Raw genomic sequence first — 20271 nt, 5'->3', positions numbered from 1 at the left:
GTTGATCTTTATCATCCAAAAGAGATCAGTCCCGCGCCAACGCCTCAATCGGGTCCAGCCGCGCCACATTCCTCGCCGGCACAAACCCGAACACAATCCCGATCAACGTCGAACAGGCAAACGCTGTGACAATCGAGCCCAAGGCGTACGACAGCAGCGAAATCACCGCGATCAACGACAGCAGCGACGCCAGGGAGCGCGGTTCGTGCGCGATCAACTGATCCCACAACACGTCGTCCAGTGCCTCGTCATCGCCGAGGATAATCAGGTCGCCTTCTTCCAGTTGCAGACGGATCGCATGGGTGGAAATCGCTGCCAATAATTCGCTGAACTGCATGGGAGGTAACCTGCCTGATACGTCACGGCTGAGGAGAAAGTCCCTTTTCAGCTGCCGCTTGGCTCGGGTGGTGCCGGTTAAAAAATGCGGACGCCGCCGCACGCCTGGAGGGGCGTCCGGTAGGGCTGCAAAACTAAGGGATTTGACCGATGGGGGGGGTGACATGGGAAGCGCGGACAAGTCGTATTCGGGCTGCGGCGCGGGTTATTCCTGCGCCCGTGCGGGCTCCTCACACGCGCCCACCTGTGGCACAAGTTGAATGTCCACGCGCCGATTGGCGCTGCGCCCGGCCTCGGTTTGGTTGCTGGCAATCGGTTGGCTGGCGGCCAGCCCCTGCACGGCAAAGCAGCTGTCGGCGAGGTCGCCCATGCGTTGCATCCAATCGCGCACGGCGCTGGCGCGGGCGTGGGACAGGGCCAGGTTGTGCTCGACGGTGCCACTCGCATCGGTGTGCCCGGCGATGACGATCAGCCAGCCCGGCTGGGCCTTGATGCCCACCAAGGCGTTGATCAGGACTTTGGTCGAACCGGGCTTGAGGGTTGAACTGCCGGGGTCGAACAGCGCCAGGCTGTCCAGCCGGATCGGCTCGGGCAGGGACGGCTTGTCACTGTCTGCCCCGCTGAGCCACAGCCCGGTGACCATGGCCGTCGCCAGCACCCCGGCGCCCAGCCACAACCCCCGGCGCGGCTTGCGCATTGGCAGGGCTGGCGGCGGCAGGATCACCAAGGGGGCTGGCCACGCCGGGGCCATTGCGCTTGGCAGCCGTTGCGGCTCCAAGCGCTGGCTCAACTGGCCGACCTGCTGGCGTAGCGACTCCAACGTCAATAACGGCCCGCCAAGCAGCGGCAGCAGACGTGCCTGCAAACGCGCCAATTCAACGTCCAACTGCAGCAGCACGCTCACGCTTGGCGACACCCCAGCGAGGCTGCGCACCAACCGTTGCAGTTGCTCGCACAACCACTCCAGCAAGGTCTGGCGCACCATCACCATCGGCGGCCACAAGCGCGACCACTCGCCCACCAACGCCGTGAGCAGCACCACGCCCTGGACGATGCCCTTCAGTCCGTGGCGCTGGCCACGAGCCAAGGTGTAGAAACACGCGCTGTTGAGCTCCACGCCATTGCTCTGGAACAGCGCCAGACAGCCCTGCTCCACCCTCGCCCAGTCCACATCCGGGCGGGCAGGATGGCCGAGCTTGGCCATCTCGGCGTGCACGGCGGTGAATTCGGCCAGGTGCCGCGGGTCGCCACCGACCTGGATATGCATTTCAAACACTGCGCTCATGGGGTGCTCCTTATCGCTCTGGGGCGGCGCCCGGTTTCAACGCCCGCAGCGTGACGTCGCCCGTGGGTGCCAGGGTGGTGCCTACGCTCACGCGCTGCCCATCCTTCAATTGCAGCTCCAGGGCGTACTCAAGGTGCCCGGGCAGCGCCTGGGGCAACAGCTCGATAGCGATTGCCGCCAGGCGCGGTTCGTAAGTGAGCAAGGTGTCGCCCATGATCCCGATCAGGCTGTGGGCTGTGGCGGGCAGGCCTTGCAGGATCAGGCCCATGTCCGGCAGGCCGTAGTCGGGCAAATGGCTGAGGGCACCGGCGCGACTGTTGAGGATGCGCTGCAGGTTGTCCAGGACTGACAGGGTGTGCTGGTGTGCTTCGCTCACCTGATGCAGCGGCAACTCACCGGCAAAGTTCTGCAGCAGCAATTCGTACAACGACGGGTTGGATTCGCCCATGGTTCAGTCCTTTGCCAACGGACGCAGGTGCAAGCGGTTGTCTCCCAACTCGATGACCCGCACCCGGTCGGGGTCCAGTTCATCGCGAGCCAAGGTCAAGCGCCAGCTGTTGGCGCGGGTATCCGGGCTGCGGAACAAGGCCGCCACGCTGACGAACCGCGCGTCCTTGTGCAGGGGCACACTCAGCGGTGCGCCCTCCTCGGGTTTCACCACCAGGGTGTGTTTGTCCAGCAATGCGCCGGCCAGCAGTTGCTCGTCATCGCCCAGCAAGCCTTCGTAGGTCGCCCGCGCTACAGCGGTGTCGTCACGCAACTGGTACACGCGCACCAGGGTCGGCAGCGACAGCGCATTCATGTCGGCGGTGTCGGTATTCAGGGCTGCGCGCGCGCTGAAATCCAGGTGCAGGGTTTTCACCTGCTTGTAGAAAATCGCCTGGGCGGCGGACGCCGTGCCGTCCGCCACGGTCTGGGCCAGGCCACACCCGGCGAGGGGCAGCGCCAGCATCACAAGGCTAAAAAGGGTACGCGACATGCTGTGTCTCCCGGTTACAAGGGTTTATCGACAGGCCTTGATAGCGGCCCAGGTTGATCGTCAGGCGTTGCTGCGGTTGGGCGTCGCCGCCGGGCACCAACACGGCGGTCATGCCCAAGCGCAGCGGCGCGCGACCCAGTACTGGCGTCGGCAGGCTGCGCAGCGGCAGGGTCAATTGCAGCTTCGCGGTGCAGCGCCACCCCAGGTAGACGCGCAGGAGCACCAGCAGATCGCTGTGCAACTGCCCGCCGGGCAGCCAGTCGCGGGCTTGCTGTGGGTCTTCGGTATACAGCGCCAGGCGCAGTTGGCTGCTGGCATCACGGGCAACCGGCCCCAACGGTGCCTGTTGTGCCAGGCGCATCGGGCGCCACGTGCACAGGCGCGCTGGCTGCGCGAGCACGATGTACTGCGGCCAATGCGCGGTGACTTGCGCCAGGGTGTTGGGGGCCAGCAACTTGACCAATGCGCCGATGCCTTCGGCATTGCGCGTGGGCAGACGCATCACGCTGAGCAAGGCCAGAAAACGCGAAATCGGCGTACCGATCTGCGCGGCGGTGCCCGGAATGCCCAGGCCGACCAAGCCCAGCAGGCACTGCGAAGTGGCATCGGCGCCGCCCGCTTCAAACGTGGCCGGGTAGGAGTACTTGCGCCAGATCCGATAGAACTGGGTGAAGATCCGGTGGTTGAAAATATCCAGGAAGGCTTGCAGCGCTTCATGCCCTTCACGGCGTTGCGCGATGTCATCCAGGTAGGCGCTGGGCAGGGGCGAATCCACCCCGTATAACCCGAGCAAACGGGTGCGTACCGTGGCCGGGCGCTCGGGGTGCTCGCCCGCGCTTTCAATCGCCCGCAGTTCGCCCCCCGGAAACCCCATGCCGGGGTCGGGCCGAAAGCGCACGACGTCATCGCCCGGGTGCGCAGTGCTGCCCAAGGGCGGGTGGCCGGGCAACACCTGTTCCAGCAGTTGGCAGAAGCGATACAGGTTGGCCTCGGCCACCGGCGCTGCCATGGCCTCCAGTAAACCGCTGGCGGTCAGCCGGGAATACGCTGATTGTGGTTCTCGTTCCATCGCAGGCACTTTCCAGTCGGTTGCAGGACCAGCGTGAGCTGGGTGTACAGATGCACATCAGCGTAGAGACCGCTCTGGGCGATTTCCGGCGCGTCTTCAAAATCCTGCACCAGATGGTCTTTGCTGATGTCCAGCAGCTCGATACGCACGTTTTGGCGGAAATCCGTCTGGTCGATCAGCGATTTCACCCCACGCCAGGTCGACTCGACGCGCTGGAAGTCCGGGTGGTGCATGATCGCATCCAGTTGACGGCTTATCTGCCGATCCAACGAGGCGATATGCTCATCCAACAGCACCTTGTCCAGGCGTTCGACCTTATGGGCTGACTGTTTCAATAACTGCAGGAACACATTGACCGCGGCGGTAACCCGCTCATCAGCAGACACATCGGAAAGTGCCTCGGTATTTTGAAACACCTCGAGCCCGCCTAACTCCGCCACGGGACTCAAGTTAATTTTGCTGAACAGTGTGGCGTAGACTCCACTGTTGTTTTCCGACAGTACGGTGCTGCCATGGGATTGCGAACCGGATTGTTCTACGGACATGCTCAAAACTCCTTTTTCAAATCCATGGACATCAATTAGTTTTAGGCGCCAACGCGGCCAATTCGGTACGAAGTTCAGCGCTTAACGCGTCGTCCTTGAGAATGCGCTCCAACTCATGTCGGAAGGTCGCGTTATCCAGCAAGTTGGATTTGAGATCGCGCAACAGATTGCGCATGGCCAGAAGTGCACGTAACTGCGGGACTTGCCGCGCAACCTGCTCCGGTTCGAAATCCTTCAGGCGTTGGAAGCTCAACTCGACAGTGGTGTCGCATGCGTCATCCGGCAAGGTGTTTTCCACCACCAGTTTCAGCCCCGGCGAGAACTCGCCGAGAACACTGTCAAAGTTGTTTTTATTGATATTGATCTTGCCCCGCTCCGAGAGTGGGCGTTGTTCCTTGCCGTTACTGTAGTCCCCCATCACCATTAACTTCAGGGGCAACTCGACTTTTTTCTGGGCGCCGCCGGTATGCAAGTCCAGTTTGATATTGACCCGCGCCTTGGGCACTTCATTCTGAAAACTATCTAGCGTCATAACTTCATCCCTTGCTGTATGGCAAAACAATAACCGGCCATCACTGGCGCGCTCTGTCGCCGCAAGAATGAAGTATCCCAGACATTTTTTACCAGCCCCCGAACTATGCGCGGGAACTTTCCACAAAGCTTTGAGGATGCATCCTACAAACCGCACAGATAAACTCTATTTCAACTTTTTATTTATTCATAAACAAAAAAATATGAAACGGCTGTCAGAAGAAGAGTAAATCCAGGGAAAACCCAAAACAAACCGATGAGGCAAGACCTATACAGACAGAGTGTTCCTAGCGTTAGAAATCACAACGCCTACAAACGCGAGAAAACCCAAGGCGAGGCATTCGATGAGAAGAACGCTTAAAAAGCGAGGCACGACTCACACCGCAACCGGCACATTAGCGTCCGGCTGCGGTCGGTTGAAATCGTAATAGTTGTAATAGGGTAAGTCGGGATCAGGCCTCCCGACTTTTCACCTTCAGATGCCGCGCGTACCAGGGCCGCTTTGGCACCCGCTTGAACAATCCCTTCAGCGCGTCATATTCTGCACCGAAAGTAATGCGCAATGCCAGCTTCATGGTCTCCGGGTCCATCTCCATCGACCGCCCCATCTGCAACCCCGGTGTGGTGCTGCAGCCGTGGGTGTCCGGGCCCAGCCAAGGGTCGCCGACTTCTACCCAACGCCCCTGGGCAAACCACGCCACGCCGTTGACCTCAAGCCGGCTGACCTCACCCGGATTGAAGCGCTCATGGGCACGGAACCAGTCCTCGATACGGTCATCGATCCAGCCATGAAAATGCCAGAACACCGGGTTTACATGGGATGAGAACGGGTCGCCCAGAAAGTCGTTTTCCGCGGCATACCACCGCGCGGCGAAGTCCGAGGGATCGCGGGCGAAGGGCACCGGGCCACCGTTGGAGGGGTCGCGAGGCACGGAGGCCCAGCGCATGTGCAGCCAGTCGTGCAGCCCCAATTCCATCTCGGAACCGAGCTGGCCCAGGGTCAACTTGGCCAGGTAGCGCGGGTCGCGGTATTGGGACTCCCACACTTGAAAGTTGCTGTGGTAAGTCTCGGCCGCCTTGATGTCGCTGACCCACTGGGTGTAGTCAGGGTCATCCGGCGCCGACCAGGTGGGCGGCAAGGCAAAGCCATCGTGGTTGTCGAAGTAACGCACGAAACCCAGCCGATCACGCTCCAGTGCAGGCTGCGGTGCGGGGAATTCGGGCCACGAAGGCAAGTCTTGCATCGAACGCGCGGTGCCGAGCATATGGCGATGCATGAAGAAGAAATCGATCCCCGAACCGTTGCGGTCCTTGTGTTTGCCGCGCGCATCGCGCTCCTGGCCGCGGGGGCCGGGTTGCCAACCGATGCCGCGCAGGGCATCGCGTTTTTCTTCGGAGAGTTTGTGCCATTGGTCACGGGTCGCGTGCCAGAGCTGGTGGAATAACCGGTGTTCGGCGCTGATCAGCCAGGCCAGCAGGGTCGGATTGAGGCCGATGCGCTCGCGGGCTTCGGGAAACAGTTGCTTGTGCGCGATAAACCGGTTGTCGCGTTCGGTCAAGGCCAGGGGACGATCGAGGTTGAGAATCTGCCCACTGAGGGTGCCGCTGCCGGCGTTGCCAAACACGCCCCAGACTTCGTCGAGGGTCATTTTGAATTCGTAGGCGGGCACGCCACCGGGCGCGTCGCGGTCGATCAGGCGCCAGTAGAGCGTGGCGCCCTCCCCCGGCAGCAGGTCGCCGAGGACACGGTAACGCGGTTCGCCGGTGGCGCGCAGGTTGGCTGCGGTGTCGAGGTAGCCACGCAGGCCACGACCCCGTGGGGCGATGTCGAGCAACAGTTCCAGGCCCTGCAGCGGCAGGCCTTTGAGACCCGCGTCGCGACCTTCCAGGCGCAGGCTCCAAACACCGCGCAGGCTGTTCGCCAGGTGCTGGCCGGCAGTGTCGGCCAAGTCCACCGTGGCTTCGCCGGGAGTGATCGGGAATTCTTCTTCACGCGTCAGCTCGCGATGGGCATAGAAGGCCGCTGGCACAGCCGCGCCGGTCAGCGCCAGGCCTGCGATGAACCCACGTCGAGAGATCGTCATTGTCTACCTTAGGAAACGGCTTAATCAGAGCTAGAACGTTTGCAGGCCGGGGAAATTTACCGCACTTGGCGCACCGCCTAAATTTCTGCGTCCAGCGCTCGTTCTTCCCTGATAGCAAAGGCCTCAACTGACTGAGATGGCAATGACAAAACCACGTTCGAAAAAGGCGCTGTATATCGGCCTGCCACTGGCACTGGCCATCGGCGCCGCAGCCGGTTTCCTGGCCTGGGATCACTGGTTCAGGGGCAATGCGGGTTACCCGCTGGCAGTGATCAAGCAGGCCAATGAAATGCAGGATCGCCTGTTGTCGTTCGACAGCCATATCACCGTGCCCCTGGATTTTGGCGGTGTCGGCAGCGAGGCCGACAAGGACGGCAGCGGCCAGTTCGACCTGGCCAAGGCTGCCCGCGGACGCTTGTCGGGAGCGGCGCTGACGATTTTCGGCTGGCCGGAGATCTGGAACGGCGCCAACGCCCCGCACAAACCCACCGACGGTTTTGTCGAAGAAGCGCGCCACGAGCAGGAGGTGCGCTACAAAATCATCTCCGGCATGGTCCGCGACTTTCCCAACCAAGTGGGCATTGCCTACACCCCGGACGATTTCCGGCGCCTGCATGGCGAAGGTAAATTCGCGATCTTTATCAGCATGCTCAACGCCTACCCCCTGGGCAATGACCTGAATCAGCTGGACCTGTGGGCCGCACGTGGCATGCGCATGTTCGGCTTCAGCTATATCGGCAACAACGCGTGGTCCGACTCATCGCGCCCACTGCCGTTTTTCAATGACTCCACCGACGCCCTCGAAGGCCTGTCGCCGATTGGCCAGCAAGCCGTGCACCGCCTCAACGACCTGGGGGTGATCATCGACGTGTCGCAGATGTCGACCAAGGCGCTGGAGCAGGTGGCACAGCTGAGCCGCACGCCAATGGTCGCGTCCCACTCGGCGCCGCGAGCGTCGGTGGATATCGCGCGCAACCTCAGCGACAAGGAACTGCAACTGATCAAGAACAGCGGCGGCGTGGTGCAAGTCGTCGGGTTCTCGGCGTACCTGCGACCGCTGAGCCAGCCGACCCAGGACAAGCTCAACAGCCTGCGCGCACGTTTTGATCTGCCACCGCTGCCAAACCTCGCCATGGCGCTGATGCCCGGCGACGCAATCATCGCCGCCTGGCCCGAGCAGAAATTCGGCCAGTACGCCCAGGGCCTGTACGGCATTCTTGAGGAAGAACCCAAGGCCAGCCTCAAGGATTGGGGCGACGCCATCGACTACACGGTACGCAAGATCGGCATTGATCACGTCGGCATCTCGTCGGACTTCAACGACGGCGGCGGCATCGACGGCTGGGAGAACGTCGGCGAGGTGCGCAACGTCACCGCCGAGCTGATCCAGCGCGGCTACTCCGAAGCTGACATTGCCAAGCTGTGGGGTGGCAACTTCCTGCGCGTGTGGGACCAGGTACAAAAAGCCGCCAAGCCCTTGGCCAATCGCTAATCACCTAGAAGCACGTCCATGACCGACCGCCGTACATTTCTCAAGCAGGCCGGGCTATTCGCCGCCAGCCTGCCGCTGCTGCCCGAGGCGCTGGCCGTCACTGCCGCGCCTGCGGCAAAACATCCATGGACGGATCTCAAGCAACTGTTCAACCAAGACCCGAACTACCTGCACTTCTCCAACTTCCTCGTGGCGTCACACCCCAAACCGGTGCGCGACGCCATCGAGCGCTACCGCCTGCAGATCGACCGCAACCCCGGCCTGGCGATGGACTGGGGCCTGGAAGAAACCTGGAAGCGCGAAGGCCAGGTGCGCGAATGGGCCGGTCGTTATTTGCAGGCCGCACCCGCGCAGATCGCCCTTACCGGCAGCACGTCCGAGGGCCTGGCGATGATCTATGGCGGCATCCAGCTGCGCGCCGACCAAGAGATCCTCACCACCGTGCACGAGCATTACGCGACCCAGAACGTGCTGGATTTTCGCGTGCGCAAGCAAGGCACCCAGGTGCGCCGGTTCAAGCTGTTCGAGCACGCCAACCGCCTCTCGGCGGACGAAGTGCTCGGCAATATCCAGCGCAATATCCGCCCCAATACCCGCGTGCTGGGCATGACCTGGGTGCAGTCCGGCAGCGGCGTGAAGCTGCCCATCGGCGAGATCGGCCAATTGGTGACTGAACACAACCGCCACCGCGACGACCACGACCGCATTCTCTACGTGGTCGATGGCGTGCATGGCTTTGGCGTGGAAAACCTCGACTTCCCGGACATGCACTGCGACTTCTTTATCGCCGGCACCCACAAATGGATGTTCGGCCCGCGCGGTACCGGACTGGTCTGCGCCCGCGAGAGCGAAAACAAGTACATCACGCCGATGGTGCCGACCTTTTCCGAAGACACCAACTTCGCCACCACCATGACCCCTGGTGGCTTCCACGCATTCGAACACCGCTGGGCGGCGGATGAAGCCTTCAAGCTGCACCTGCAACTGGGCAAGGCGCAGGTGCAGGCGCGTATCCATGCGCTCAATACCGAGCTTAAAGACCAACTGTTGAGCCACCCGCAGATCGAACTGGTCACGCCGCGCAGCGCCGAACTGTCGGCTGGCTTCACCTTCTTCCGGGTCAAGGGCCAGGGCAGCAGCGACATCGCCGACTACATGGTGAAACAGCGTGTTGTCATCGATGCGGTGGACCGCGATGCCGGTCCGGTGATCCGCACCGCGCCCGGGCTGCTCAATTCCTCCGACGAGATCCAGCGTTTCATGGCCCTGCTGAGCCCACGGCTGTGACGTGCATTTTTCCTTTTGACCAGAGGCCCTCATGATGCGATCCCGATTCAACCCCCTGGCCGCCCTGACCCTGGCGGCCGCCTGCGGCGCCCTGCTGCCAGGCCTGGCCCAGGCTGCCACGCCGCAGCCGGGCAAAGTGTTCAAGGACTGCAAGGACTGCCCGGAAATGGTGGTGCTGCCCGCGGGCACGTTCACCATGGGCACGCCCGAGGATGAAGTCGGCCGCGAGCCTGACGAAGGCCCGATGCACACTGTGACCTTCGCCAAGCCCTTCGCCATGAGCCGCTTCCACATCACCGCCAGCGAGTGGGACAGCTACGTGCGCCAGACCGGGGTAAAAATCGCTGACGGCGACACCCGCCCCGGCCGCGAATGCATCGCCAGCAAACCGCGCTACCCGCAGGGCCCACGCCAACCGGCGGTATGCATGGACATGGACGACATCCAGAGGTACGTGAGCTGGCTGTCGAAAAAGACCGGCCAGCAGTACCACATGGTCAGCGAAGCCCAACGCGAATACGCCGCGCGGGCCGGCACCAAGGGGCCCTTCCCGTTCCCGTTTGACGAGGGCAAGGGTTACAGCATCGCCGGGCACGCCAACACCTACGGCCCGGCGGATGGCTACAGCTATTCCTCGCCGGTGGGCAGCTACGCGCCGAATGGGTTTGGCATGTATGACATGCACGGCAATGTCTACGAGCGGGTTGCCGACTGCTACCACGAGAACTACGCAGGTGCGCCGTCCGATGGCAGCGCCTGGACGGAACAGACCTGCGAGGCCTACGTCATTCGTGGCAATGACTGGGGCGAGGCGCCCGTGTTTTCGCGCTCGGGCAACCGTAACAATATCTACCCGCAGACGCGGGGGGACTGGATTGGTTTTCGGGTAGTGCGCGAACTTTGAAGCACTGAAGATTCAAATGTGTGCAGGCTTGTTTGGGAGCGGGCTTGCTCGCAAAAGCGGTGTGTCAGTCACTATTTCCGGTGACTGACACACCGCTTTCGCGAGCAAGCCCGCTCCCACATTTTGAACTGTGCCCGCTTCAGATTTTTGCCAACAGCTCCAACCCTTCATGCAACGCCGGGAAGAGGCTGTTGTTGAAGTTGTTCCAACGCAGCTCAAGGATGGTGTCCTCAGGCGAAATCTCGGTCTTCAAGACGTCGTGAAACACCTCCCCCGAATCAATGCCGTTATCCACGTAATGAAACGATGCGCCGGTCAGGTACAGCGGCTCCGACGGTGTGGTGGCCTTTGTCGCCCAATCCGTCACCGTCAGCCCGCGCGCGCCGTACAACGCATTCCACGTGGCATACGCGCCGCGGCGCTCGTACGGCGATTCGATACGGGTAATACCGGGGTGAATGTTCATGATGCGCCGCGCAAATGGCGCACCCGGTCGCACCAGCTCATCCAGGATCACCAGCAAGCCATCGAGCACCACGATGTCAGCCTTCAATTCCACCAGCGTGTCATGCAAGCGACGTTCGAAATCCTGCTTGCCGGCGATGTGTTCGGCGCTGCCCCGTGGCAAGCGGCGATAGGTGGACGGCACACTCAACAGCAAGTCATTGACCAGCCGGCCCTGCACCCGCAGGTCCGCCGGGTACAGCCACTGGCGGCCAGGCTGGTAGGCAAAGCCGTAGTCCTTGACCAGTTGCTGGTCCCGCGGGTTCTGTTCGTCATCGTCGTACACCACGCCCACCAGGTTGTAGGCCTCGCCCAGCGGGGTGTCGTTCAACGAACCCACCAGAAACTCCAGCACCGATTTCATGTAGCGCTCGTGGTCCTTGTAGGCCACCGGCTGCCCGGCCTTGTCGGCGGCAGCATTTCTCAGGGACCACACGTACACCAGATTCTTCTTCGACATTGTTTCGCTCTCGCTGGATGGACTGCGCGCTGCGTGTTTACGCGTGCGCCTACATCACAAGAACGAACCAGCCCGGCGCCAATTTATCTGCCGCCGGCACCACCGGGCACATCGCGCTAAATACTCGCCACCACGCTTCGTTTGTCATGGGTAAGGGTCTGTGTGCCCAGCCCCTCTATTCACTCTCCGGGAAGTATTTATGACCGACCCCAAGCGCGGCGCCTTCAATGGTCTGCTCGCATTGCTCAGACCTTTTCGTACCCTGGTGACGGTGTCCGTCGCCCTGGGCATGGCAGGCGGCCTGGCCATCACCTTTTTGCTGGCCACCATCAACAACGCCCTGCACTCCTCCACCGGCATGACCCAAGGTGTGGTACTGACCTTTGCCGCGCTGTGCGTGCTGGCCCTGACCAGTTCGATCGTGTCCGACATCGGCACCAACTATGTCGGCCAACGCATCATCGCCGCGTTGCGCAAGGAACTGGGCGAGAAAGTGCTGTCGGCGCCGATCGAACAGATCGAGCGTTACCGCTCCCACCGCCTGATCCCGGTACTGACCCACGACGTCGACACCATCAGCGATTTCTCCTTTGCCTTCACCCCGCTGGCCATCGCCACCACCGTGACCCTGGGTTGCCTGGGCTACCTGGCGTACCTGTCGGTGCCGATGTTCCTGCTGATGATCGTCGCCATCGCCATCGGTTGCAGCGTGCAGTTCATCGCCGGCGCCAAGGGCATTCGTGGCTTTGACGAGGCCCGTGACCTCGAAGACGAACTGCAACGCTACTATTCGGCAATCGCCTCGGGCGCCAAGGAGCTGCGCATCCACCGGCCACGGCGCTATCGCATGAACACCCATCGCATCCAGGAAACCGCCGACCAGATCAGCGACATCCAGGTGCGCTCGGTGAACATCTATATCGTCGCCAAGACCTTCGGCTCGATGCTGTTCTTCGTAGTCATCGGCCTGGCCCTGGCGATGCAGGCCTACAGCCCCAATCCGGACCCGGCGGTGATCACCGGTTTCGTACTGGTGCTGCTGTACATGAAAGGCCCGCTGGAGCACGTGGTGGGTTACCTGCCGATCATCGGCAAGGCGCGTATCGCGTTTGCGCGCATCAGCGAACTGGCCGAGCGGTTCTCATCCCCCGAGCCGCACTTGTTGATGGACGCCAGCGAGGCGCCCCACCCGGTGGTCACCAGCCTGGAATTACGCGGCGTGAGCTACAGCCCGCCGCCGGTGGAAGGCAGCCAGCCGTTCCACCTTGGGCCGATCAACCTGAGCATCAAGCAGGGCGACATCGTGTTTATCGTCGGCGAAAACGGCTGCGGCAAGACCACCCTGATCAAGCTGTTGCTGGGCCTGTACCCACCCCAGTCCGGAGAAATCCGCCTCAACGGCGAAACCGTCACCGACCCGGTGCGCGATGACTATCGCCAGTTGTTCACCACCGTATTTGCCGACTATTACCTGTTCGATGACCTGGTACAGGGCAGCGCCACGCAGTCGCTGGACAGCGCGACCAAGTACCTCGAGCGCCTGGAGATTGCGCACAAGGTCAGCGTCAAGGACGGCGTGTTCAGCACCACCGACCTGTCCACCGGCCAGCGCAAGCGCCTGGCCCTGGTCAACGCCTGGCTCGAAGAGCGCCCGGTGCTGGTGTTCGACGAATGGGCCGCCGACCAGGACCCGGTCTTTCGCAAGATTTTCTATACCGAGCTGCTGCCGGACCTCAAGCGCCTGGGCAAGACCATCATCGTGATCAGCCACGACGACCGCTATTTCGACATCGCCGACCAATTAGTGCGCCTGCGCGCGGGCAAGGTCGTGCACGAATTGGAACCGGCATGAAAAAAACTTTCCGGTTTTTTCAAGTAGTAACGTCTCACTAGTGGTAATGAGAACCAGACTCAATAAACATCTATAATCTGCCCACTAAAACATAGAAGAGAAAGTATTCATGTCAGTACGACTCGGTCTGAGCCCCCTGAGCAAAGCGCTATCGATGCGACGGGCACTGAACTTCAACCTGTTGCCCGGCGCGCTGGCGCTGGCCGTGTCGCTGCCGATTGCCGGCTATGTACAGGCACAGGAACTTGAGATCGACGTGCCGGCCCAGTCCCTGGGTAGCGCACTGCAAGCGTTCGGCCGCCAGTCCAACCTGCAAGTGCTGTACAGCCCGACGGATGTGGAAGGCAAGCGCAGCAACGCCGTCAAAGGCAAATTCGACCCGGACCGCGCCCTCAGCACCCTGCTCAAAGGCACCGGCGTCGGGTATGGCCTGCAAGGCAACACCATCAGTATCAGCAGCCACGCAGGTTCCGGCCTGGAACTGGGCGCGACCCAAGTGACGGCCAACCAACTCGGCACGGTGACCGAAGGCACCGGTTCCTACACCCCGGGCACCATCGCCACCGCCACGCGCCTGGTGCTGACGCCACGGGAAACGCCGCAATCGATCTCGGTGGTCACGCGCCAGGCCATGGATGACTTCGGCCTGAACTCGATTGACGACGTGATGCGCCACACCCCCGGCATTACCGTGTCGACCTATGACAGTGAGCGTACCAACTATTTCTCGCGCGGCTTTTCCATCAATACCTTCCAATACGACGGTATTCCAACCCTGCGCGACGCCCAATACTCGGCAGGCCAGACGCTGACCGACATGGCCATCTATGACCGCATAGAAGTGCTCAAGGGCGCTACCGGTTTGTTGACCGGGGCTGGCGGTGTAGGCGGCACGCTCAATTTGATCCGCAAGAAGCCGACGTCCGAGTTCCAAGGTAGCGTCGAATTGGGCGCCGGGTCTTGGGACAACTACCGCTCCCAGATCGACGTAAGCGGCCCGCTGACTGAAACTGGAAATATTCGTGGTCGAGCGGTTGCGTCATATCAAGACAAGCACTCGTTCCTCGACCACTACTCGCGCAAGACCAGTGTTTTCTACGGGATTCTTGAGGCCGACCTGGACGAGGACACCCTGCTGACCGTAGGCGCCGACTACCAGGACAGCGACCCGAAAGGTTCCAGTTGGACCGGCAGCCGCATGATCTTCGACGCAGAAGGCAAAGAGCTGGACTTGCCACGCTCGTTCAACAACGGCCCGAAATGGGGTTCGTGGGCGCAGTACAGCCGTACAGCCTTCGCCACTCTGGAACATAGCTTCGCCAATGGCTGGGTCGCCAAAGGCCAATACAACCACCAGATCAACGGCTACCATGCACCGCTAGGCGCCCTCTCTCAGGACTCCGGCAACCAGAGCTCGCTGTTTGCAAAAAAACACACTGGCGAAACCACCGGAGACAGCCTTGACGCCTACGCCACGGGGCCTTTTGAACTGTTTGGTCGTGAGCACGAGTTGGTGGTGGGCCAATCCATTTCGACCAGCAAATGGACGGGCAAGAGCTACAACGCCGTCTTTGCTCCCGGCACCAACTCTGCTGACTTCTATAACTGGGACGGCGACATTCCGGAGCCAGAGTGGGTTCAATATCGCAAACTCGACCAGAGCACTCGCCAGACCGGCACTTACCTCACCAGCCGCTTCAGCCTGACCGACGAAATGCACCTGCTGCTCGGCGCGCGCCTGGCCAACTACGAAGTCACCGGCACCAGCAAGTCCAAGGAGAGCGGTAAAGTCGTGCCTTATGCCGGCCTGACATACGACCTCAACGATAACTTTACCGCCTACACCAGCTTCACTGAGATCTTCCAGCCGCAGACCGACTACTTCGACCGCGAAGACAAAATGCTTGAGCCGGACGAAGGTAAGAACTACGAGATCGGCCTCAAGGGTGAATTCTTCAATGGACGTTTGAATTCCAGCCTCGCGTATTTCGAAGTCCACGAAGAAAACCGTCCGGAACTCGACAGCGAGCACAACTCAGTTCCCGGCAACGATACGGCCTACTACGGCATCAAATCCAAGACCAAGGGCTACGAAGCAGAAATCTCCGGCGAAATCGCCACCGGCTGGCAGTTGCAGGCGGGCTACACCCACAAGGTTGCCCGCGACGACAGCGGCGTGAAGGTTTCCACCTGGGAACCGGAAGACCAGGTCAACTTCTACACCACCTACAAACTCACCGGCCCGCTGGACAAGCTCACCATCGGCGGTGGCGCACGCTGGCAGAGCGAAGGTTGGAAGTCGATCCGCAACTCCGGCCTGCGCCGCTCCGAAGTCCTCACCCAAGACCCGTACTGGCTGGTGGACCTGATGGCGCGCTACCAGATCACCAAGAACCTGTCGGCTACCCTCAACGTCAACAACGTGTTCGACAAGAACTACTACACCAACATCGGTTTCTATGACTCCGCCTACCCTGGCGACCCGCGCAACATGATGGTCACCACCCGCTACAACTTCTAAACCCGGCGCCAAAACAAAAGCCCCGCATCGCGAGATACGGGGCTTTTTTTGTCACCCTGAAATTGCAATCCGTAGTGAGCGGGCTTGCCCGCGCTGGGGGGCGAAGCCGCCCCAACCCCAGGCACCTGGGTCTGTCTGAAACACCGCGCAGGACCGTTTTGGGGCGGCTTCGCCACCCAGCGCGGGGCAAGCCCGCTCACTACAGGGATGGTTTATGCCAGGGCCGCCACCAGGCTTTTGATGAACTCAGCGTTATCAACAATCCGATGGTGAGTCGTGTCGATCACCACCGAGCGCTCGATCCCCGCCTGCCCAATCACCTCGCGCAAACCACTTTCGATCAGCGCCTGGTGCATCCCCGCCTCGCTACGTGCCGCCCACCAGCAACTGACCGGCGCCTTGATTGCGCGGAAGTCGGTGGCCTGCAAACGCTCATCGAGGATCTGCTTGATCGCCCACGAACGCTCGGTTTCACCGCCACTTTGCAGTTCGGCCTTGAGCGCCTGGAAGCTGGCGCCCAGCGTCGCATCCGCCCAGTCGCACAGGTGCTGCCACTGTTGCTCCTCATTGCAATGAGCCTGCTGCGCCTGGCGCCATTGCGCCTGGACCTGCTCGGCATGCGCGGGGAACATCACCTCCAACATCTGCGCCCGGCGTTCAACCGCACTCAGTTGCGGCTGCGACGGTGCAGCGCCCTGCTCCCAGAACGCGGTAAACCGTGCCGGCGGTGGCGCGTCGATCCAGCCGACAAACTCCACCGTGCGCCCGGCCTGCTCCAGCAGGTACGTCACTTCCATCGCCAGATTCCCACCCAGCGACCAGCCCGCCAGTCTGAAGGCGCCCTGAGGCTGCGCGCTCAACAGTTGCTGGGCGTAGTCCTCGACCATCTGCGTCCAACCCGGCACTGCACCGTCCTCTGCCACCAGCGCCCGGCAAATAATCCCGAACACCGGCCGCTGTTCACGCAATGCCAAAGCAATTGGCTTGTAGCAATGCACCGAGCCGAAACTTGGGTGGAACAAGTACAGCGGCGTGCCTTGGGTCTGGCTGTTGAGCGGCACAATCAATGAACTTGGTGCATCACCCTCGATACAACGGGCTTGCCCGGCCACCGTGGGGTTGAGCATCAACTGATTGACGGCCAGCACCGCGCCGCAGAGCCGATTGATCCGCTCCTTGAGCATCAGCACCAACAACGAATGGCCGCCCAATTCAAAGAAATTGTCGTGCAAACCAACGCGCTCAACCTCGAGCACCTCGGCCCAAATCGACGCAATCTGCTGCTGCAACGCCGTTTGCGGCGCAGCGAATTCACCCCCCCGGCCATGGGCATCCGGCTTGGGCAGCGCCTTGCGGTCCAGCTTGCCGTTGGGGCTCAGCGGCATCTGCTCGAGCACCACCCACTGCGCCGGCACCATGTAATCCGGCAAGTGCCGGGCCAGGTGCGCGCTGACGTGCGCACGCCACTCGGCGTCGGCCGCGTGCAGCACCACATAGCCCACCAGCTGTTTGCTATCGACCACCAGCACCGTGGCTTCGCGCACCAACGGATGCTCCAGCAGGCGCGCTTCGATTTCACCCAACTCAATTCGCAGGCCGCGCAACTTGACCTGATGATCGAGGCGCCCGAGGTACTCAATCACCCCATCGGCACGTTGGCGAACGCGGTCGCCGGTGCGGTACAAGCGTGCGCCGCGCTGGAATGGGCACGGCACGAAGCGCTCGGCCGTCAAGGCCGGACGCCGGTGATAACTGCGCGCCAGGCCTTCACCGCCCAGGTACAACTCACCGGCAACCCCGACCGGCACCGGCAGCAACTGCGCGTCCAGCACGTGGCTACGCAGGTTGGCGATGGGCTCACCGATCGGCACGGTATCGCTGCCTTCATCGGTGCAAGTCCAATGCGTCACGTCAATCGCCGCTTCCGTCGGGCCATACAGGTTATACAGCCCGGCCTGAGGCAACTTGGCAAAGACCTGCTGCTGGGCATCCACCGGCAGCGCTTCGCCACTGCACACAATGCGTTGCAGGCTATGACAGGTCGATACCGCCGGATCTTGCAGGAACGCCTGCAACATTGACGGCACAAAGTGCAGCGTAGTGACCTGCTCGGCGTTGATCAGGCTGACCAGCCTGGCCGGATCGCGATGATCACCCGGCGCTGCCACCACCAGGCGTGCGCCAGTCATCAACGGCCAGAAGAACTCCCACACCGACACGTCAAAACTGAACGGGGTCTTTTGCAGCACCGTGTCTCGCGCATCCAGACCATAGGCCTGCTGCATCCAGCACAGGCGGTTGGTCAGTGCCGAATGTCGGTTGCCTGCGCCTTTGGGCTGGCCGGTGGAACCGGAGGTATAGATCACATAGGCGAGGTTTTCCGGATCGATAGCGATGCCTGGGTTGTGCTCGCCATACCCTTCGAACCACGACTCACCCAGCACCACGCTGTGCAACCCTGCTGGAATCGGCAGTTGTTCCAACACGTGCGCCTGGGTCAACAGCAGTGTCACGCCGCTGTCTTCAAGCATGTAGGCCAGGCGTTCACGTGGATATTCCGGGTCAAGCGGCACATAGGCACCGCCCGCCTTGAGGATCGCCAGCAAGCCGACGACCATTTCGATGGAGCGCTCCACTGCCACGCCGACCAGCACGTCAGGGCCCACACCGGCGCTGATCAAACGATGGGCCAGGCGGTTGGCGCGACGGCTCAGCTCGGCGTAGCTCAGGCGTATTTCAGCAAATGCCAAGGCTGGCGCATCCGGCGTGCGTGCGGCCTGTTCTTCGATCAACTGGTGCACACCGCGTTGCAGCGGGTAAACCTGGGCGGTGGCGTTCCAGTCGTGGACCACTGACTGCTGCTCGAGCGCATCCAGCAACGGCAACTGGCCGATGCGCTGCTGCCCATCACCGGCCATGCCTTCCAGCAGATTCAGCCAGTGCCGCGCCATGCGGGCCGGCGTGGCGGCGTCGAACAAGTCGCTGGCGTAGATCAGCGAAGCCAATAGCGCATCGCTCGACTCCTGGGTGCTCAGGCTCAGGTCGAACTGTGCGGTGCGGGTTTGCCATTCCAGGCCACTGACGTGCAGGCCCGGCAGTTGTTGCGCCGGCTCTGAGGTCTCGGTCTGGTGGTTGAACATCACCTGGAACAACGGGTTGAAACTCAGGTTACGCTCAGGGTGCAACGCTTCGACTAACTGTTCGAACGGCAAATCCTGGTGCGCCTGGGCTTCCAGCGCCCGTTGCTTGACCTGTTGCAGCAGCTGGCTGACGGTCAGTTGGCCGTCGATGTCGGCCTTGAGCACCTGGGTGTTGACGAAGAAGCCGATCAGCCGCTCGGTTTCCTCACGGTTGCGGTTGGCAATCGGCACGCCGACGCGGATGTCCGACTGGCCGCTGTAGCGGTGCAACAGGGTCTGGAACGAAGCGAGCAGCAACATGAACAGCGTGACTTCTTCACGCTGCGCCACTTGCCGCAACGCCGCCAGCAAGCGCGGCGGCACACTGATGTCCAGGCTCGCACCGCGATGGCTTTGCAGGGTTGGGCGGCCGTGGTCCAGCGGCAGCTCCAGCACTGGTTGCTCGCCACCCAGGCGCTCGCGCCAGTAGTCAAGCTGGCGATGTTTTTCGCCGGCATCCATCCAGTCGCGCTGCCAACTCGCGTAATCGGCGTATTGCAGCGCCAGCTCAGGCAGTTGCAGGTCCTGGCCGCGGCTGTAGGCCGCATACAGTTGCACCAGCTCATCGACCATCACCTGCATCGACCCGCCATCAGAGACAATGTGGTGCTGCACCAACACCAACACATGCTCGTCCTCGGCCAGGCGCAGCAGGTTGACGCGCATCAGCGGGCCGCATTGCAGGTCAAACGGCTCGGCGATCGTTGCTTCGACCAGGGCCAGCACGTCACCCTCATCGACATCACGACACGAGATCTCGACCTCGGCATGCGCCGCAATCACCTGTACCGCGCGCTCGCCGTCCTGTTGCACATGGGTGCGCAGGCTTTCATGGCGGGCGACCAGGGTGTCGAAACTGCGCTGCAACGCAGCCGTGTCGAGGCGCCCCTTCAGGCGCAGGGTGCCAGGGATATGGTAAGCGGCGCTGTGTGGGTCCAGTTGCCAGAGGAACCACTGGCGCTCCTGGGCATACGACAACGGCAACGGTTGCTCACGCCCTACCGCCACCATCGGCGGCGCCAGTGGCTGTGTGTTCACGGCATCGGCCAGCACGCTGGCGACAAACCCTTGCAGGCGTGGCTGCTCGAACAGGCTGCGCAGCGGCACCTCACGCCCGAGCAGGTTACGCAGGCGTGAGATCACTTGCATCGCCAGCAACGAATGACCGCCCATCTCGAAGAAGTGGTCGTTCAGGCCGACGCGCTCGGCGCCGAGAATCTCGGCCCAGATCGCCGCGATGTGC

General features: G+C 61.9%; 13 protein-coding genes and 2 pseudogenes. 5 read left to right on the top strand and 10 right to left on the bottom strand.

The annotated features are described in order from the left end of the window. Nucleotides 1-166: 166 nt before the first annotated feature. From LIY36_RS27975 to pvdP, 8 genes and pseudogenes are all read right to left on the bottom strand, one after another. Nucleotides 167-337: pseudogene (locus tag LIY36_RS27975) on the bottom strand (condensation domain-containing protein); the annotation flags it as partial. Between the two features lie 204 nt (nt 338-541). Continuing rightward, nucleotides 542-1621 carry an OmpA family protein gene (locus LIY36_RS27095; RefSeq protein WP_226457794.1) on the bottom strand — a complete coding sequence of 360 codons (1080 nt, stop codon included), beginning with the start codon at nt 1619-1621 and terminating at the stop codon, nt 542-544. Nucleotides 1622-1631: 10 nt separating this feature from the next. Continuing rightward, nucleotides 1632-2069, bottom strand: a complete 438-nt coding sequence (gene tssE, locus LIY36_RS27090) for a type VI secretion system baseplate subunit TssE (RefSeq protein ID WP_226457793.1) — start codon at nt 2067-2069, stop codon at nt 1632-1634. Nucleotides 2070-2072: 3 nt separating this feature from the next. Further along, complete coding sequence (gene tssJ, locus LIY36_RS27085; RefSeq protein ID WP_226457792.1) at nt 2073-2600, bottom strand: type VI secretion system lipoprotein TssJ; 528 nt, start codon at nt 2598-2600, stop codon at nt 2073-2075. Further along, nucleotides 2581-3669 (bottom strand): type VI secretion system baseplate subunit TssG, encoded by a 1089-nt coding sequence (tssG, locus tag LIY36_RS27080; RefSeq protein WP_226457791.1) that lies wholly within the window; start codon nt 3667-3669, stop codon nt 2581-2583. Before tssG ends, tssJ begins: the two co-directional genes overlap by 20 nt. Before the next feature lie 38 nt (nt 3670-3707). Continuing rightward, nucleotides 3708-4214 (bottom strand): annotated as a pseudogene (locus LIY36_RS27075) (type VI secretion system contractile sheath domain-containing protein); the annotation flags it as partial. A gap of 31 nt (nt 4215-4245) precedes the next feature. Continuing rightward, a complete protein-coding gene (tssB, locus tag LIY36_RS27070; RefSeq protein WP_192301156.1) occupies nt 4246-4746 on the bottom strand; it encodes a type VI secretion system contractile sheath small subunit in 501 nt (166 codons plus the stop codon). 451 nt (nt 4747-5197) lie between these two features. Further along, the gene (pvdP, locus tag LIY36_RS27065) at nt 5198-6829 is read right to left on the bottom strand and encodes a pyoverdine maturation tyrosinase PvdP (protein ID WP_226457790.1); all 1632 of its coding nucleotides are present in this window, start codon (nt 6827-6829) and stop codon (nt 5198-5200) included. Nucleotides 6830-6971: 142 nt separating this feature from the next. Between pvdP and pvdM the strand changes: the two genes are divergently transcribed. From pvdM to pvdO, 3 genes are read left to right on the top strand one after another with little or no spacing between them, the layout of a single operon-like run. Continuing rightward, nucleotides 6972-8321 (top strand): pyoverdine-tailoring dipeptidase-like protein PvdM, encoded by a 1350-nt coding sequence (gene pvdM, locus LIY36_RS27060; RefSeq protein WP_226457789.1) that lies wholly within the window; start codon nt 6972-6974, stop codon nt 8319-8321. 18 nt (nt 8322-8339) lie between these two features. Beyond that, nucleotides 8340-9608 carry a pyoverdine-tailoring periplasmic protein PvdN gene (pvdN, locus tag LIY36_RS27055; protein WP_226457788.1) on the top strand — a complete coding sequence of 423 codons (1269 nt, stop codon included), beginning with the start codon at nt 8340-8342 and terminating at the stop codon, nt 9606-9608. A 31-nt stretch (nt 9609-9639) separates the two neighbouring features. Further along, nucleotides 9640-10512: a dihydropyoverdine dehydrogenase gene (gene pvdO, locus LIY36_RS27050; RefSeq protein WP_192301120.1), complete on the top strand. Its 873-nt coding sequence runs from the start codon at nt 9640-9642 to the stop codon at nt 10510-10512. Nucleotides 10513-10651: 139 nt separating this feature from the next. Here the strand turns inward: pvdO and LIY36_RS27045 are convergent, their stop codons facing one another. Next, nucleotides 10652-11476: a N(5)-hydroxyornithine transformylase PvdF gene (locus LIY36_RS27045; RefSeq protein ID WP_226457787.1), complete on the bottom strand. Its 825-nt coding sequence runs from the start codon at nt 11474-11476 to the stop codon at nt 10652-10654. A gap of 199 nt (nt 11477-11675) precedes the next feature. On the opposite strand from LIY36_RS27045, the gene LIY36_RS27040 reads away from it, so the two are divergent. Then, a complete protein-coding gene (locus LIY36_RS27040; protein WP_192301118.1) occupies nt 11676-13328 on the top strand; it encodes a cyclic peptide export ABC transporter in 1653 nt (550 codons plus the stop codon). A 109-nt stretch (nt 13329-13437) separates the two neighbouring features. Continuing rightward, complete coding sequence (locus LIY36_RS27035; protein WP_226457786.1) at nt 13438-15849, top strand: TonB-dependent siderophore receptor; 2412 nt, start codon at nt 13438-13440, stop codon at nt 15847-15849. Between the two features lie 212 nt (nt 15850-16061). Here the strand turns inward: LIY36_RS27035 and LIY36_RS27030 are convergent. Next, nucleotides 16062-20271, bottom strand: a 4210-nt coding sequence (locus LIY36_RS27030; protein WP_226457785.1) for a non-ribosomal peptide synthetase, incomplete at its 5' end; no start/stop codon positions are given.

It is taken from the genome of Pseudomonas sp. AF03-9, from assembly GCF_020515815.1.
Classification (GTDB): domain Bacteria; phylum Pseudomonadota; class Gammaproteobacteria; order Pseudomonadales; family Pseudomonadaceae; genus Aquipseudomonas.
Note: the sequence above shows the minus strand (reverse complement) of the source record. Positions and strands in the feature narration are given on the sequence as shown.